This window comes from Hydrotalea flava, from assembly GCF_001623405.1.
Classification (GTDB): Bacteria; Bacteroidota; Bacteroidia; order Chitinophagales; family Chitinophagaceae; genus Hydrotalea; species Hydrotalea flava.
Genome location: NZ_LUHG01000100.1, coordinates 154,663 through 173,536 on the forward strand (window position 1 = coordinate 154,663; position 18,874 = coordinate 173,536).

The following is an 18,874-nucleotide window of genomic DNA, read 5'->3' on the forward strand; positions in this document are numbered from 1 at the left end:
AAATAAATTTCATATTTTTATTAAATTTAAATTTAAATCTGTATCATGGTAAAAAAAGTATCTTTTAAAGCAATTGCACCTTTTACTTTACTTGGCATTGTTGCAATCGCAGCTTTATCTATCCATTCATTACCAGATTTTGTAGATACCAAAGGCCAATACAATACCGCAGATATTGCCTGGATATTGGTGGCAACGGCATTGGTATTTTTAATGACACCCGGATTAGCCTTCTTTTACGGCGGTATGGTGCATAGAAAAAATGTACTTTCTACTATGATAAAAAGTGTAGTAGCCGCAGGTATTGTTAGCATTCTTTGGGTGGTTGTAGGGTATAGCTTAGCATTTGGTGATTCCATTGGAGGATTTATTGGCAACCCAGCTACCCACTTTTTCTTTAATGGTGTAGCTTCAGGGGCTCCCTGGGTAGGTGCTCCTACCATTCCGCTTACTTTATTTGCCTTATTTCAATTAATGTTTGCCATTATAACACCCGGTTTGGTCGTAGGCGCTGTAGCAGAACGTATTCGCTTCACGGCATATATATTGTTCATTGCATTGTTTAGTTTACTGGTATATGCACCCATTGCACACTGGACATGGCATCCGGATGGCTTTCTGGCAAAAATGGGTGTTCTGGATTTTGCAGGTGGAACCGTAGTACATATTTCAGCAGGCTGCGCTGCCTTAGCCGGTGCACTGGTATTAAAACGTAGAAAAGCTCATATAGAGCAAAGAGAAATTCCTCCGGCCAATATACCTTATGTTTTAATTGGTACAGGTTTGCTTTGGTTTGGCTGGTTTGGTTTTAATGCCGGCTCTGCAATGGCGGCTAATGCTTTGGCTGTATCGGCCTTTGCTACTACCAGTATTGCAGCCGCTGCCGCAGGATGTTCATGGATGTTTTTTGATGCTGTAAAAGGTAAAAAACCCTCTGTACTCGGCTTTTGCATTGGCGCAGTGGTTGGACTTGTTGCCATTACTCCTGCATCCGGCTTCATTGGTATACCTCAAAGTATTTTTGTAGGAGTAATTGCAGCCGTCATTTCTAACATCGCGGTTCATTACAAATCAAAGTCTACACTCGATGATACATTAGATGTTTTTCCCTGCCATGGTTTAGGTGGTATTGTTGGCATGCTATTAACCGGCTTATTAGCCACTAAAACGGTGAATGCAGCAGGGAATAATGGATGGTTGTATGGAAATGCTGGTTTGTTTTTTATTCAATTCAAAGCCATGCTTATAGTGGTAGCATATAGTTTCACGATGTCGTTTGCCATATTCAAATTTATCAATTTCATTTTACCATTAAGGGTAAGTTCAGCTGAAGAAGAAGTAGGATTAGACAAATCACAACACGACGAAAAGTACGTTCAGGGAACAATTTTATTAGAAGAGATTGGTGAAAACGAAGAAGGTTCCATCATTCAAAAGGAAATTATTATGCATGCTTCATAAATCAAAAAAGGTACAGCAGGTAAAAAGCTTCTGACCAAGCCTATTTGCTGTACCCTTTTATTAACAAAAAACCAACCACAATGTTAAAGAAAATCTGCCAACTAACTGCAATAAGTTTTGCAGCGGTCACTTCTATTGAGGCTCAAACGGACTCCACAAAAAAAGTAGAAAGTAACACCACATTTACTTACGCTGTTGATGCTTATTACAGAACTGATTTCACTGACCCCTCCTCCGATGGTAAATCGAACAGTTTAACCAGTTTTACCGATTCAAAAAATTCGTTTGAATTAGGGATGGCCTCTGTTAGAGTTGACCACTCCTTTGGAAAAGTAGGCGCTACTGCCGATTTAGGCTTTGGAAAAAGAGCCGAAAATTACTCTTACAATGATGCAGGTACCATGGCTGCTATTAAACAGTTATTTTTAACCTATACGCCTGTTAAAGGGCTTACCTTAACCGCAGGTAAATTTGGTACTTTTATCGGTTATGAAGTGTTGGATGCTTATGCCAATAGAAACTATAGCATGAGTTATGGCTTCTCTTATGGGCCTTCCTTTCTTTCATACGGGTATTAAAGCCGATATATCATTAGGTGGCAAAACTGCTATTATGGTGGGCATTGCCGATCCTACCGACTTCTCCACTACCACTTCAGGTAACAAAGTAGCCTTAGCACAATTTAGTACCGGAACAAAGAATGACCACTTCAAAGCATTCTTAAACTTTCAGGGAGGCAATGGCTTCAATCAATTTGATTTGGTATTGAATGCAAATGTAACTGACAAACTAAGTTTAGATTATGATGGTACCATTAAAACAGTAAAAGTTGCCGGTATTAGTAACAGCTGGTCTAGCAACGCACTGTACATTAATTATGATGCCACAAAAACGGTTGGCTTTACCTTGAGAGGCGAATATTTTGATGACAAAAAAAATGTAGCGGGCGTTGGAGCCGGAATTATTGCAACCACATTATCCGGAAACATTCACATCAATAATCTTACACTCATCCCCGAAGTAAGAATAGATAATGCGCAATCTGCCATTTTCTCAAAAAGCAGCCTCAATTCATTTAGTAAAAGCGATGTAAGCTGCTTATTGGCCGCTGTATATAAATTTTAAAAATTACCAACCAAAACTAACTACTAATTAAAAAAAATTACAATGAAAAGAAAGAAATCAATTTTTTTAGGAAAAAGAATTACTGCACTATCGTTTTTATTGCTTTTCAGCCTAGCAATGATTTTTCCAAAATCGGGATGGACACAAGACCCAACCGGTGCCAAAACGGGCACACTATCTGATATTGATACAGCAGCAGTAAAAACATTAGATACTTTAAGTAAGGCCAAAGACAGCAGTACTGTAAAATTGTCTGAACATCTCAACCAATTAGCAGCTACAGTGCATAGTATTGGTGATGCAGACGGGCATAATAAAATTGCCATCAATATTATGTGGACATTAATTGCAGGGTTTTTGGTAATGTTTATGCAGGCAGGTTTTGCAATGGTGGAAACTGGTTTTACACAAAAGAAAAATGTTGCACACACCATGCTGATGAATTTTTTAATTTATGCCATTGGCATGTTAGGGTTTTGGATAGTAGGTTTTGCCATTATGTTTGGTGGCGCATTAAACCCGGCAACATTAGGTGGCGCAGCGGGAGTAACCAGTCACGAAGTGGTAATTCATTTATTCGGACATGATTTTGGAATAGCAGGATCTGCTGCATATTTTTTAAACAGTAAGGTATATGACGTAGGCGTATTTACGTTGTTCTTATTCCAAATGGTTTTTATGGATACTACAGCCACTATACCAACAGGTGCTATGGCTGAACGTTGGACATTAAAATCATTTATAGTTTATGGTTTCTTTATTTCAATGTTTGTATATCCCTTATTTGGTAACTGGGTTTGGGGCGGTGGCTGGTTATCAGCTTTAGGCACCAATTTTGGTTTAGGTCATGGACATGTAGATTTTGCAGGATCTTCTGTAGTGCATATGGTTGGCGGTGTTGCTGCATTAGCCGGTGCACTTGTAATTGGCCCCCGATATGGAAAATATGGTAAAGATGGCAGCGTAAAAACCATACCCGGTCATAATATTCCTATGGCTATTATTGGAACATTTATTTTGGCATTTGGCTGGTTTGGATTTAACCCCGGTTCAACATTAGCCGGTGGCGATTTACGTATTAGCATTGTTGCGGTAAATACCATGCTGGCCTCCGCTGCAGGTGCCATAGCAGCTCTTTTTTACATGTATATAAAAGGCAGCAAGGCTGACCCCGGAATGATTGCCAATGGCATGTTAGCAGGTTTAGTAGCTATAACAGCACCTTGTGCTTTTGTAACAGCTATTTCTGCAGTTATTATCGGAGCCATTTCAGGCATATTGGTAATTCTGGTTTACAATTTTGTAGATACCAAATTAAAGATCGATGATCCAGTTGGTGCATTTGCGGTGCATGGAGCCAATGGTGCATGGGGTGTTTTATCGTTGGGCTTATTTGCCGATGGTTCTTATGGTGATGGCTGGAACGGAGTACCAGGTACTGTTAAAGGTTTGTTTTATGGAGATTATAAACAATTTATAGCACAATGCATTGGAACAATTACCTGCTTTGTATTTGTATTTGTTACCATGTATATATTTTTCAAAGTATTAAATAAAATAATACCATTAAGAAGCAAAGAGGCTGATGAAATTGCAGGTTTGGATATACCTGAAACAGGTGTTTTAGGTTATGTTGATTAAGATAAATTTTATTTAACTATTGATAGCTATGCACATGGGAAGGGATACATATGGGGATGGGGTTGCAAAACCCCTCCTTATATTTAAAAAAAACGGATAAAATACACTATTTACTATACCAAAAAAACTTTTTGTTATGTATAAACATATAAAAAAAGCCATCCAACCCATCCGGCTAATATTAAATGATAGCAGGGTTACCGGTATTTTATTAATTATTTGCACGCTACTATCTGTTTTATTTTCTAATGCAACCCAAACACATGCATATCAGTTGTTCTGGCATAAAAATTTTTTCAAAACCTCTTCGGCGGTTTTGCCCGCTAATCCATTAGAATGGATTAATACAGCTATGATGTCATTTTTCTTTTTACTGGCTGGTATGGAAATTAAAAGAGAATTATTAAATGGCGAATTATCTTCCTTTAAAAAAGCAATATTACCTTTTGGTGCTGCCTTAGGTGGTATGGTTATGCCTGCAATACTATATGCCGTATTTAACCATGCATCCGGCCATTTATCTGGTTGGGGTATACCCACTGCAACAGACATTGCTTTTTCATTAGGTATTGCTTCTATCATCGGTAAAAGATTTCCTGTTGGTCTAAAAATATTTTTAATGGCACTGGCTATTATAGACGATTTAGGTGCCATTGTAATTGTAACACTGTTTTATGGCGGTAAAATAAATTTATTTTTCTTAGCTGCAGCAGGTATTTTATATTCAATACTAATCATACTAAATATTTTAAAAATAAAAAATATATTTTTATATATCATTATTCCGATTGCTTTATGGTATTGCATGTATCGCTCAGGTATCGAGGCGGGCATTACAGGTGTGTTGGTAGCATTTGCCTTGCCGGTTAATTTTTTACCTTCAGTTGAGAAAGCAATACATTTCCCGGTTAATTACCTTATTCTCCCATTATTTGCATTAGCCAACACGGCAATTATACTACCGGATAACTTATTTAATCATATGATTAGCCCAATAAGTATGGGCATTATTGTTGGATTAGTAATTGGGAAACCATTGGGCATTTATTTGTTTAGCAGAATATTGGTTTATTTTAAAATTGCGCACTTACCGGCTAAAACAAATTGGACACAATTAATAGGCATGGGTACATTAGCAGGCATAGGGTTTACAATGTCAATTTTTACCACCACATTGGCATTTAAAAATCAGGAATTTAAGGAAGAAGCAACTGTTGCTATTATGTTGGCTATGTGCTTGTCGTTCATTATCAGTAGTATTTACTTTTTTGTATTAGATATCAGGAAAATAAAACTTACCCGTACACAACAAATATTAAATTCCAGCGCTTCAAATGAATGGATTATTTCTCAAAACTAATTGCTTAAAATTGTTGTGAGCACTTTCTTACAAACACTTAAGAAAGTAAAGAGGCTGTATCAAAAGTGCTATGCAGCCTCTTTTTATTCGGTAAGGGAATGGAGAAAATTTTCGTTTATGCAAATCTCAGCCCCTTCTTTTTGCTTTTGATACATCCTCCTATTTTTTGCAAGGCTAAGCAGAATTTCGTCCGGCATTAATAATACCAAAGGAACAACGCATTGCTAATTTTTCGTAAGTATTTTTTAATGATTCTTGTGAAGAATATGCTTCCAGCTCTCTAACTTTCGTAATAGCATATTGTTGAATGGTTACCAACGGTAAAACAATACGTTCACGCATTTGAATAGACATTTGATCAACAGGATAATCTGCCATTAAGCCAGATTTGTTGTTTAAAAGCAGTATATATTTTTTTGTGAGTTCATATTCGCTATAAACCATATTCCAAATTTCACCATACTTTTCATCATTTGCTAAAAATGCGGTTAATGGAAAGAAACATTTTTGCATGGCCATCTCACAATTATCAATTAAAGTTTTGAAAAATAATGAATGCTGGTATAATGCTTTAATAGCGTCCCATTTCCCTTGATGCTCTGCAGCTTGCAAAGCGGTTCCAACTCCATAATAACCGGTAACATTTTGTTTTATTTGACTCCACGAGCCTACAAAAGGTATGGCACGCAAATCATTCAAAGTTAATTTACTGGAACCACCTCTTTTGGTAGGCCTGCTTCCTATGTTGGTTTCTGAATATAATTTAAGCGGACTAACATGCACCAGATAATCAATAAAATAAGGATGATTTTTTAATTGTAAATAAGCCTGATAACTGGTTTCGGCAATTGCTTCCATTAATTGTTCTTCCATTTTTTCTAATGTTATTTTATTATTAGAAAAAATTTCATTCGATATGCCGGCATGTATTAATTGCTCAATATTGTATTGTGCTGAATCGATCGTACCAAAATTAGAACTAACGGTTTGGCCTTGAATGGTTAACTGTATTTCTTTGTTGGAAATATTGCTGCCCATTGATGCATAGAATTGATGAGTTTTACCACCGCCTCTGGCAGGAGGGCCGCCACGTCCATCAAAAAACACTACGTCAATTCCATATTGTTTTGAGATATCGGTTAATGCCTCTTTCGTTTTATAAATACTCCAGTTAGCCATTAAATAACCGCCATCTTTTGTTCCGTCTGAAAAGCCCAGCATGATGGTTTGCTTATTATGCCTTTTTTGAAGATGTGCACGATAGGTATTTTGCTGATACAATGTTTCCATAATCGCAGCAGCATTTTTTAAATCATCAATGGTTTCAAATAGTGGAACAATATCTATGTTTAAATCTTCTTTCTTCCACCCCATTAATAAAAACATACCAAAAACTTCCATTACATTAATGGCACTAAAGCAATGGCTAATAATATATCGGTTACAACCCGCCTCGCCGTTTAAATGCTGTATATCACGAATTGCAGCAATAATATCTAATGTATCTTTTTGTACGGGATCTTTCAAAACTCCTGAATCAATTGTAGTTTCAATAGCAGCCAGCATGTTTAATTTTTCAGCATCACTTGATGCAGCATAATCTTTGGGCAAGACATTGGTATCATGAATAAGAAAGTCAAAAATTCTGGCATGAATACTGCTATCCTGCCTAATATCTAATGTTGCAAAATGCAACCCAAACAATTCAACTTTATTAATGAATGATTCAACCAGATTTACAAAAAGATGATTGTGTTCATAAATGAGTTGATACCTTATTTTTTCCAGTGCTTGTACAATTTCATTTTTGGTTAAATCAAATTCATGCTCTGGAACAAATAAATTATCGTACAATCTTTTTTCCAAATTAGTTAAAGCTACATCTACCCCTTTAAAAGTTAAACGCCGCTTTAACTTTCTAACTTCACTGAAATAGGAACGAATAATACTTTCACGTAGCACATTGGCTACCTTTAAACTGATATCACGAGTAACAAACGGATTACCATCTCTATCACCACCCGGCCAAAAACCCATTCTAATGATAGCATGATGCTCACTTAATAAACCAGGTACATTTTCTTTAATATAAGTAATAATGCGGCCTGCAGCATGATAAAATACATTTTCAAGATACCATATTAAACTAACTGCTTCATCGAAGGGAGTAGGTTTTTGTTGTTGAAAAAAAGGAGTTCTTCCTAATTGTTGCAAATAAGTATATATCTGTTTTTCATTATTGGTATTGATGGCAGAAGAAAGATCATGAATAATGCCCAATACAGCACCCCTGTAAAATTGAGTAGGATGAGCAGTGAGCACTAACTGAATACTAAAATCATTGATACGTTTTTTCAAAGTATCCATCACCTGCTTTTGATCTGCTTCTAACAGTAATTGTTTTACAGTTCCTTTGCCCTGCATATCATTTACTTCCTTAAAAGCTGCATCTTCTAAGGCATCAAACAATACTACCTGTCTTTCAATATATTGAACAAACCTAAAAAGCAAATCAATTTTTTCTTGCTCAGAATTTAAATTGGTTTGTTTATTAAAAAATTCCTGAATAATTTCTAACGGTCCTTGCTTTTTTTTATATCCTTCTTCACAATTTAATAAAAGCAATGAAACCAAAATACCGGTTTTCTCAATTCTGTGAAAAGGTAATGATGTGAACAAACTATTGTATAACTGAAACTTAATAGCCACCTGGCTTTGAAATACGGATAAATTAGCTGACGCAGACATGATAGTATAAAAATTTTAGATTAAAAAAGTGACAGGCCATCGTTTTGGGCTTGAAAATTAATAAATATTTTGGTAGTATAATTAGATTTTATTTACCTTAGCATTACAATCAGTAAAAAAACAGCAATAAAAATTGATTTTTATTTAGCAATGATTAACTCCATCATTTACATATTTTCTACCACCACTACTACTACCCTGTAAAGGGTAACATTATTTTATATTACACATTGGGCATTTTCGCTGTTTTCTTCAAAAAGAATTTATTTTAACAAAGTTAATACTAGTAGGCAAATTGAAATGTATATTTTAAAAAATAATTATTATATAAAATAATTTAAATTTATGAAGGTTTTAAAATTTGGCGGTTCCTCTGTTGCAAATGCAGAGAATATAAAAAAAGTAGCTGAGATAGTAGCTGATAAAAAATATGAACAATCCATTATTGTAGTTTCAGCATTGGGTGGTGTTACAGATGCATTAATACAAACAGGCACTACTGCGGCCAAAGGCGATGATAACTACAAACAATTGTTACTAAATTTAGAAACCCGGCATTTAGAAACCGTTAAAAATTTATTACCTGTAACTATACAGAGCAGTTGCCTAAGCAACGTAAAACAAAAATTTAATGAATTAGAAGATATATGTGAAGGCGTATTCCGATTAGGTGAATTATCTAAAAGAACCATGGATAGAATTGTGAGCTATGGAGAATTGCTTTCATCCACTATCATTTCTCATTATTTGAATGCCATTCAAATTAACAACGAATGGCTGGATAGCAGAAAATTAATTACCACCAACAGCCAATTCGGATTTGCACAGGTTATTTTTCCGGTAACCAATAAAAATATACAGGATTGTATTGCACAATCGTCCTCAAAAAAATTTGTTTCCCCCGGCTTTATTGCTGCCAATCAGGAGGGTTTAACTACTACACTGGGACGAGGTGGCTCAGATTATACTGCAGCAATTTTTGCAGCAGCCATACAATCAGAAGCATTAGAAATTTGGACCGATGTTACCGGAATGATGACAGCCGATCCGAGATGGGTTTCAAATGCAAAAACCATTCCTTCCACTTCTTACAGAGAGGCCATGGAATTATCGCATTTTGGAGCAAAAGTAATTTATCCGCCTACCATACAACCGGCAATGCAACAACTTATTCCAATATGGATTAAAAATACTTTTCAACCTCAGCAGCCCGGTACCGTTATTGAAAACATTTCAGCACAAAAAAATGAAATTATTACAGGAATATCCAGTATCAATACCATTAGTCTGCTTAGCTTAGAGGGCAGCGGCATGGTAGGTATTCCCGGTTTTTCAAAACGCTTGTTCGAAGCATTATCTTCAGCAGGAATTAATGTTATACTGATAACACAAAGTTCTTCTGAACATTCTATATGTGTGGCAGTAAACAGCGCAGATGCAAATATGGCTAAACACTTTGTAGATGAGCATTTTGCCAATGAAATTGCTTCGGGAAAAGTAGATCCTTTGAAAGTTGAACATGAATTATCGATTATTGCTTTAGTTGGCGATAAAATGAAAAGCCACCCGGGAATTGCAGGAAAAATGTTTGCAGCACTGGGCAGAAATGGTGTAAACATCAGGGCAATTGCGCAAGGCTCATCAGAAAGAAATATTTCTGCTGTAGTTGCTTTTAAAGATGTAAAAAAAGCAGTCAATGTTTTACATGAGGCATTTTTCGAATCGAGTTACAAACAACTGAACCTTTTTATTATAGGTTCCGGAAATGTAGGTAGTAAATTATTGGAACAAATTAAACAACAACAAGAATATTTACTGCATCATTTGAATTTGCAAATCAGAATTACCGGTATTGGCAATAGCAGGCACATGCTTTTTAATGATGATGGCCTTCAACTCAACAATTGGAATCAATTATTACAAGAAGCGCCACCCATGAAATTGAGTGGGTTTATTGAAACCATTTTGTTAAAGAACTTACGTAACAGTGTTGTTGTAGATGTTACTGCCAATCATCAGGTGGCAGATACCTATGCCGAATTATTATCCCACTCTATAGCTATTGTTGCATGCAATAAAATTGCAGCCTCTTCTGCCTATAAAAATTATATAAAGTTGAAACAATTAGCCAAGGAGTTTAATGTTCCCTACTTCTTTGAAACCAACGTAGGTGCAGGATTGCCAGTGATAGGAACATTAAATGATTTAATTAGAAGCGGCGATAGTGTTCATAAAATTCAGGCTGTATTGTCAGGTACCTTAAATTATGTTTTTAACAATTATAATGCTACTGAAACGTTTGCAACAGTTGTAAAACAAGCACAAAAAGAAGGTTATACTGAACCCGATCCAAGGTTAGATTTAGGTGGTACAGATGTAATGCGTAAAATAATGATATTGGCCAGAGAAGCGGGAACTGCTATAGAAATGGAAGATGTAACCAATCATTCTTTTTTACCGCCATCTTGTATGCAGGGAACCGTAGACGATTTTTATGTGGAATTAGAAAAACATGAAGCACATTTTAAAGAATTATACTTAAAGGCTAGCGCAAACAACTGTAAGCTAAAATTTGTAGCTGAGTATGTAAATGGAAAAGCCGAGGTAGGATTAAAGCATATACCTGCTGATTCTGATTTTTATCATTTATACGGAAAAGATAATATTGTATTGTTTTATACACAGAGATATCCGGAACAACCCCTTGTAATAAAAGGGGCCGGTGCAGGTGCCGATGTAACTGCATCAGGAGTTTTTGCGGATATTATTCGGGTGGCTCATTAATGATGAATACCTATAAAGTGTACATAAGCTTTCTGTTCACTTATAGCAATATTTTTAAAAAGCAAAAAAGAAATTGTGCAAATAAAACAACAAAGCATTACCGTTAGTAGTCCTGCAACTGTTGCCAATATAGTATGCGGTTTTGATATTCTGGGTTTTGCAATCAATCAACCTGAGGATTTCTATACCTTAACTATTAGCGATACCAAAGGTGTTACAATAATAAATGAAGATAATTTTAACCTACCACTTAAAGCGGAAGAAAATGTTGCCGGAGCTGCACTTTTAGCATTTTTAGAAGCAGTACCTGAAATAAATGGATTTACACTGATCAGTAAAAAACAAATTAAACCCGGCAGTGGAATAGGTTCCAGCGCAGCCAGTGCAGCAGGTGTAGTGGTTGCAGCCAACTTTTTATTAAATAATTATTTTAACCAATTAGACCTGGTTCGTTTTGCCATGTTTGGTGAAAAAGTGGCCAGTGGAGTAAAACATGCCGATAATATTGCACCGGCAATTTATGGTGGCGTTACACTCATCCGTTCTATTTTTCCATTAGATATTATTCCCATAGCAGCTCCCGATTTATATGTAACCGTTGTTCATCCTCAAATTGAGGTGAGAACAGCCGATGCCCGTCAAATTTTAAAACAAAATGTTTTACTAAAAGATGCTATCAAACAGTGGGGTAACATTGCAGGTTTGGTAGCAGGTTTTATTCAACACGATTATGAATTAATTTCAAGAAGCTTAGAAGATGTAATCATTGAACCGGTAAGAAGCATATTAATTCCAGGATTTTATGAAATAAAGAACAAATGTAAAGAAGTGGGTGCTTTAGGTGGCGGTATTTCAGGTTCAGGTCCTTCTATTTTTATGCTAAGCAAAACCAAAGACATAGCCATTGCAGTTGAAAATATTATGAAAGAGGTATACAATGCTATTGGTTTAGATTACTATACCCATGTAACCACTATTAATCAGCAAGGTGTAAAAATCATCAATTAAGATATGTATATATAATTTATTTATAACAAATAAGTATTGGCTACACATTTCATTTTAAAACATCACATCAACATCCATTTATTTTATAATCATGAAATATTTTAGTTTAAACCATAAAGCTCCTGTTGTAGATTTTTCAGTAGCCGCCATTCAGGGACAGGCACCGGATAAAGGGTTGTATTTTCCGGAAAACATACCTGCTTTACCCAAAGGATTTATTGAAAATATTCAAAACTACACAAAAACAGAGATTGGGGTAACCGTAATGCAACCTTATGTGGGTAATGCAATGCCACTATCCATTCTTGAAAAAATTATTGAGGAAACGGTTGGCTTCCCATTTCCTTTAGTAACCATCACACCCTCCATCGCTGCATTGGAGTTATTTCATGGTCCAACCTTAGCTTTTAAAGATGTAGGCGCAAGATTTATGAGCAGATGTCTGGCTTATTTTAACCGGAATAATACCCAGCCGGTAACTGTGCTGGTAGCTACTTCCGGCGATACCGGCGGTGCTGTTGCTCATGGATTTTTAGGTGTGAAAGGTGTTGAAGTAATTATTTTATATCCCAAAAATAAAGTAAGTAAAGTACAGGAATTGCAATTAACAACACCGGGTAATAATATTACAGCACTTGAAATTGAAGGTAATTTTGATGATTGCCAGGCAATGGTGAAGGAAGCATTTATGGATAAAGATTTAAACAGGAAATTAACGCTTACTTCTGCCAACTCTATCAATGTAGCCAGATGGCTGCCACAACAATTGTATTATTTTTTTGCATACCAGCAATGGCAACAGCAAACCCCTCCCGTTATATCTGTACCAAGCGGTAATTTTGGTAATATCGGTGCAGCAATACTGGCACACCATTCGGGCCTGCCTGTTCAGCATTTTATTGCAGCTTGTAATGCCAATAAAGTAGTAACCAACTATTTAAGTACCGGCACTTATCAGGCGCAACATTCTGTTCCAACCTTTTCCAATGCAATGGACGTGGGCAATCCAAGTAATTTCATAAGAATTCTTGAAATATTTCAACACTCATTTCAATCATTAAAAAATAAAATAAGCAGTTTTAGTATTGATGATGCAACTACAATACAAACCATTCAAACAGTATATCAACAATATAATTATTTGTTAGACCCGCATGGAGCAGTTGCTTTTGCGGCATTATCACGCTATTTACAACAATTTCCAAATTTGCAAGGTTATATAGCTGCAACTGCACACCCGGTAAAATTTCCTGATGTAGTTAAAACTGCCACAGGTTATGAGGTACCCATTCCGGAAGCTATTGAGGAACTGTTCACTAAAGAAAAAACAAGTATGAATATGCCTGCAAACTTTAATGCATTGAAAGAATGGTTATTGAACAGGAAACATTTTTAAACAAACCGGCTTTTCCGTTTTTATTTGTACACCGGTGGGTACTAACATACCGGTACTCTTATATATGGTAAATACCACAATATTATTGGTATCTCTATTGGCCACCAATAAAAATTTTCCGGTAGGATCAATGGTAAAATTTCTGGGATGTATACCCAATGTTGATTGATGCCCCAATTCCGTTAAAGTACCATTGGCAGCAATTCGGTAAATGGTAATATCGTTTGCCTTACCCCGATTTGAAGTATATAAATATTTCCCATCAGGAGTAATATGAATGTCTGCACTTCCCCGCTCATTGGGATCACCAACAGTACATGATGCAATGGTTTGTATGGCTTGCAGCCGCCCGGTATTGCTATCATAATTAAAACAAATTACTTTACCGGCCAATTCTGTAATTAAGTATGCAAATTTTTTGTTGGGACTAAATGTTAAATGCCTTGGGCCATATCCGTCAGGAACATCAAATAATGCGGTATCTGTTTCTGATAAAGGCGCTGTTTCATTGGTAGGATTAAAATGATATTGATACACTTTATCTGTTCCTAAATCATCCACAAATAAATATTTATTGCCAGGAGAAAAAATGGTACAATGCACATGTGCCTGTTCCTGTCGGGTAACATTTACACTATATCCGTGATGCTCTATATTTTGTGCCAGTGGTTGCAAAGAACCATCTGCATTAATCTTTAACATAGACAAGCTACCGCTGCTATAATTAGCCACAGCAGCCCATGTATGGGTAGCATCTACATCAATATAGCAGGGATCATCTCCCCCACTTGGCGTGGTATTTAACAATTGTAGTGTTCCATTTTTTTTATTGAAGGAAAAGGCACTTACGGCCCCCGGAATTTCTTTGTGATTTTCATTCACAGCATAAACAAATTTGCCATTATCTGAAACAGTAAGATAAGAAGGATTGGATGTTCCAGTAAATGTACTCACCAAATTAGCAGAACCGGTATTCGTATTAAACTTATACACTTCAATATGATTGGTATAACTACCTACCATCATATAATATTCATGGGGCTGACTGATTCCTAATAAAGAAAAAACTGAACAGCACAGCGCAAGCAATAAACGCATAAAAATTAATTTTAAGTACAAGGTAAATATTTTAAAATGAAAGCATTACTTAAAAAAATACTAAGGAGCAGAATTTGATTTTTGTTAAGTAGAATGTACAAAATAAAAAAACCGTTTGAAAAAATCAAACGGCTTTGTATGAAAGAAATATTCAGGCAGATTACTCAAATTTCAAATCGAGCCCTAAACCTCTTAATTCATGAACCAATACATTGAAAGACTCCGGCACACCTGCCTTTGGTATGTTTTCACCTTTTACAATGGCTTCATATGTTTTTGCACGGCCAATAATATCATCAGATTTTAATGTTAATAATTCCTGTAATATATTAGCTGCGCCATAAGCTTCTAATGCCCAAACTTCCATTTCACCAAAACGCTGACCACCAAATTGTGCTTTACCACCCAAAGGTTGTTGGGTAATTAAGCTGTAAGGTCCAATTGAACGAGCATGCATTTTATCATCAACCATGTGGTGCAGTTTAATCATGTAAATAACACCCACAGTGGCTTTTTGATCAAAACGTTCACCGGTTTCACCATCATACAAATAAGTATGACCGTTTAATGGAATATTCGCTTCTTCACAGTATTTTTCAATTTCTGTTGTAGTAGCACCATCAAAAATTGGCGTAGCAAATTTCAACCCTAATTTTTTTCCGGCCCATCCTAAAATGGTTTCATAAATCTGGCCCAGATTCATACGGGAGGGCACCCCTAATGGATTTAATACAATATCCACCGGTGTGCCATCTTCCATAAAAGGCATATCTTCTGCACGTACAATTTTTGCAACAATACCTTTATTTCCATGTCGTCCGGCCATTTTATCACCAACTTTCAATTTACGCTTAACAGCCAGATAAACCTTAGCCAATTTTAAAACACCTGCTGGCAATTCATCACCAATTGAAATATTGAATTTCTCTCTTTTGTATCTGCCCAGTTCTTCATTATATTTAATACTGTAATTATGCAACATTGTATTAATATAATGATCAGTTTCGGCTTCACCTGTCCAGCCTAACGGATTAACGCTTTGATACTCAATAGAAGCAATATTTTTGGCATTGAATTTTGCGCCTTTCCCAATTAATACCTCACCAAAAGTATTGGTAACACCGGCAGATGTTTTATCTTTTAATAAAACCTGCAGTTTACTATGCAATTGTTCTTTTAAAACTTCAACATTTTGCTGATGTATTTTTTCTACTTTTTCTAATTGTGATTTTTCTTTTTGTTTACTGTTCTTATCTTTCTTAGCACGCTGAAACAATTTTTTATCAATCACAACGCCTTCTGTTCCGTTAGGTGCTTTTAAAGAAGCATCTTTTGCGTCACCGGCTTTATCACCAAATATGGCTCTTAATAATTTTTCTTCCGGTGTAGGATCAGATTCACCTTTGGGCGTTATTTTACCAATTAATATATCACCCTCTTTAATGGATGCCCCAATTCTGATGATACCATTTTCATCCAAATCTTTGGTGGCTTCTTCAGAAACATTTGGTATATCGGGCGTTAATTCTTCTTCACCCAGTTTGGTATCGCGTACTTCTAATTCATATTCATCAATGTGAATAGAAGTAAATAAATCTTCACGAACTACTTTCTCATTAATTACAATAGCATCTTCAAAATTGTAACCTTTCCATGGCATGAAAGCTACTTGCAAGTTTCTTCCCAAAGCCAATTCTCCATTTTGAGTGGCATAACCTTCGGTTAAAAAATCACCTTTTTTAACAATTTGTCCTTTTTTAACAGCCGGACGAAGATTGATAGAGGTAGCCTGATTGGTTTTGATAAATTTGGTTAATTTATAAACACGCAAATCATCATCGAATGAAATGAGTTTATCAATCTCGCTTCTTTCATAACGCACATGTATTTCATTGGCATCTACAAATTCTATCACACCATCTCCTTCTGCATGAATTTGAATTCTGGCATCACGGGCTGCTTTACCTTCCAAACCTGTACCTACAATCGGAGATTCTAATCTGATTAATGGTACGGCCTGACGTTGCATGTTAGAACCCATCAATGCACGGTTGGCATCATCATGCTCTAAGAAAGGAATTAATGAGGCACTTAATCCTACAATTTGGTTGGGCGCCACATCCATATATTCAACTTCCTCTTTATCTAAAATGGGAAAATCGCCTGTTTCACGGGAAATTACCTGATCAACAGCGAATTCACCATTAGAGGTAAGTGGTGTATTACTTTGTGCAATTTTTGCGGTATCTTCTTCTTCTGCACTTAAATAGGTTAATTCTTTCAAATTAACTTTCCCATTTTCTACTTTACGATAAGGGGTTTCTATAAAGCCCATATCATTAATGGTTGCATGTACACAAAGGGTAGAAATCAATCCTATATTCGGGCCTTCGGGTGTTTCAATGGTACATAAACGACCGTAATGCGAATAGTGAACGTCGCGCACCTCAAATCCGGCTCTTTCTCTGCTTAAACCACCGGGTCCTAAGGCTGAAATCCTACGTTTATGTGTAATTTCAGATAAGGGGTTGGTTTGGTCTAAAAATTGAGATAATTGGGAAGTACCAAAAAATGAATTAATAACGGAAGATAAAGTACGAGCATTGATTAAATCAACAGGCGTAAATACTTCATTGTCGCGTACATTCATTCTTTCACGAATGGTACGAGCCATACGAGCTAAACCTACGCCAAATTGTGCATACAATTGTTCGCCCACTGTTCTAACACGGCGATTGCTTAAATGATCAATATCATCTACTTCGGCTTTACCATTGGTTAAACGAACCAGATATTTGATAATTTCAATAATATCTAATCTTGTTAATACTTTTTTCTCGATGGATAAATCAAGGTTCAATTTGCGGTTAATTTTATAACGGCCAACTTCACCTAAATCGTAACGTTTGTCTGAGAAAAATAATTTATCGATAATACCACGTGCTGTTTCATTATCAGGGGCATCAGCACCACGTAACTGACGATAAATGTGCTGAACAGCTTCTAATTCACTGTTTGAGGTATCTTTATTTAAAGTATTGTAAATAATTGCGTAATCACCGCCTACATCTTCTTTTTGAATGAATACGCTTTTAATGCCTAATTCAATAATTGTATCAATGGCATCTTCATCTAAAATGGTATCGCGTTCCATTACAATTTCATTACGCTCAATCGATACCACTTCACCCGAATCTTCATCTACAAAATCTTCAACCCAGGTTCTTAGTACACGGGCAGCTAATTTTTTTCCAATGAATTTGGATAATTCCTTCTTATCGGTTTTAACTTCATCGGCCATTCCGAATAATTCAAGAATATCTTTATCTGTTTCATAGCCTATGGAACGTAAGAGGGTGGTTACCGGGAATTTTTTCTTACGATCAATATACGCATACATTACATTGTTAATATCGGTGGCAAATTCCATCCATGCACCTTTAAAAGGAATTACACGGGCAGAATAAATTTTAGTACCGTTAGGGTGTACAGACTGGCCAAAGAATACACCCGGGGAGCGATGTAATTGAGATACAACAACGCGTTCAGCACCATTTACCACAAATGTGCCGCGAGGTGTCATATAAGGAATATTTCCTAAAAACACATCTTGAACAATGGTTTGAAAATCCACATGTTCTTCATCATTACAACTTAACCGCAGTTTAGCTTTTAATGGAACGGCATAGGTTAAACCACGCTCCATACATTCTTCAATTGAATAACGTGGCGGGTCAATAAAATAATCTAAAAATTCCAGCACGAAAATATTACGTGTATCTGTAATAGGAAAGTTTTCCTTAAATACACGGAATAGTCCTTCTACATTCCTTTTATCGGGTGTAGTTTCTAACTGAAAAAATTCACGAAATGATTCAAGTTGAATGTCTAATAAATCAGGTGCTTCAGCTAAATTTTTTGTTTTGCCAAAGTTGATCCTTTTGTTCAGTGTTGTTGTTGACATAGTATTTTGTAAAACCGGTTTTAGCTAATAAATAGGGAAACGATAGGTTCCCGGCGCTTTGTTATACAAAGATGAAAGGGATTTAATGGCCATTCCCAATTCACCGGAATCTAAATGCCTTAAAATAAGGATGGCAAAAGTACGGAAAGCAGGTGAAAGAAAAAACAAAATTTATTTCAATATTGGCTGGTTTTTGCTTCCGGTACATCAGTCAGGTTGTTCACTACCAACCCAATGCATTACCCAGTCCCAAAATTCCCTTTAAAAAAATTACCCCCGAAAGTATTTC

The 18,874-nt window shown here is 36.0% G+C and carries 11 protein-coding genes; 8 read left to right on the forward strand and 3 right to left on the reverse strand.

Annotation, left to right across the window (positions count from 1 at the left end):
* Positions 1–45 precede the first annotated feature (45 nt).
* The 5 genes from A0F92_RS12750 (at position 46) to nhaA (ending at position 5,587) form a co-directional block, all read left to right on the forward strand.
* Positions 46–1,461 (forward strand): ammonium transporter, encoded by a 1,416-nt coding sequence (locus A0F92_RS12750; protein ID WP_068246782.1) that lies wholly within the window; start codon positions 46–48, stop codon positions 1,459–1,461.
* Between the two features lie 80 nt (positions 1,462–1,541).
* On the forward strand, positions 1,542–2,039 hold the full coding sequence (locus A0F92_RS15880) for an outer membrane beta-barrel protein (protein WP_068246785.1): 498 nt from the start codon (positions 1,542–1,544) through the stop codon (positions 2,037–2,039).
* Complete coding sequence (locus A0F92_RS15885) at positions 1,996–2,586, forward strand: outer membrane beta-barrel protein (RefSeq protein ID WP_253810446.1); 591 nt, start codon at positions 1,996–1,998, stop codon at positions 2,584–2,586. The genes A0F92_RS15880 and A0F92_RS15885 overlap by 44 nt, the downstream gene beginning before the upstream one ends.
* A gap of 42 nt (positions 2,587–2,628) precedes the next feature.
* On the forward strand, positions 2,629–4,227 hold the full coding sequence (locus A0F92_RS12765; protein ID WP_068246790.1) for an ammonium transporter: 1,599 nt from the start codon (positions 2,629–2,631) through the stop codon (positions 4,225–4,227).
* Between the two features lie 136 nt (positions 4,228–4,363).
* Positions 4,364–5,587: a Na+/H+ antiporter NhaA gene (gene nhaA, locus A0F92_RS12770; protein ID WP_068246793.1), complete on the forward strand. Its 1,224-nt coding sequence runs from the start codon at positions 4,364–4,366 to the stop codon at positions 5,585–5,587.
* 174 nt (positions 5,588–5,761) lie between these two features.
* Here nhaA and A0F92_RS12775 read toward each other — a convergent pair whose 3' ends face one another.
* Positions 5,762–8,335 (reverse strand): phosphoenolpyruvate carboxylase, encoded by a 2,574-nt coding sequence (locus A0F92_RS12775; protein ID WP_068246797.1) that lies wholly within the window; start codon positions 8,333–8,335, stop codon positions 5,762–5,764.
* Between the two features lie 345 nt (positions 8,336–8,680).
* Between A0F92_RS12775 and thrA the strand changes: the two genes are divergently transcribed.
* The 3 genes from thrA (at position 8,681) to thrC (ending at position 13,523) form a co-directional block, all read left to right on the forward strand.
* Positions 8,681–11,119, forward strand: a complete 2,439-nt coding sequence (gene thrA, locus A0F92_RS12780; protein ID WP_068246800.1) for a bifunctional aspartate kinase/homoserine dehydrogenase I — start codon at positions 8,681–8,683, stop codon at positions 11,117–11,119.
* A 75-nt stretch (positions 11,120–11,194) separates the two neighbouring features.
* Positions 11,195–12,127, forward strand: coding sequence for a homoserine kinase (locus A0F92_RS12785; RefSeq protein WP_253810448.1), 933 nt, complete (start codon positions 11,195–11,197; stop codon positions 12,125–12,127).
* Between the two features lie 91 nt (positions 12,128–12,218).
* Positions 12,219–13,523, forward strand: coding sequence for a threonine synthase (gene thrC, locus A0F92_RS12790; RefSeq protein ID WP_068246803.1), 1,305 nt, complete (start codon positions 12,219–12,221; stop codon positions 13,521–13,523).
* Here the strand turns inward: thrC and A0F92_RS12795 are convergent.
* The gene (locus A0F92_RS12795) at positions 13,500–14,621 is read right to left on the reverse strand and encodes a lactonase family protein (RefSeq protein WP_068246806.1); all 1,122 of its coding nucleotides are present in this window, start codon (positions 14,619–14,621) and stop codon (positions 13,500–13,502) included. The genes thrC and A0F92_RS12795 overlap by 24 nt on opposite strands.
* A gap of 160 nt (positions 14,622–14,781) precedes the next feature.
* Positions 14,782–18,585, reverse strand: coding sequence for a DNA-directed RNA polymerase subunit beta (gene rpoB, locus A0F92_RS12800; protein WP_068246808.1), 3,804 nt, complete (start codon positions 18,583–18,585; stop codon positions 14,782–14,784).
* Positions 18,586–18,874: the final 289 nt, after the last annotated feature.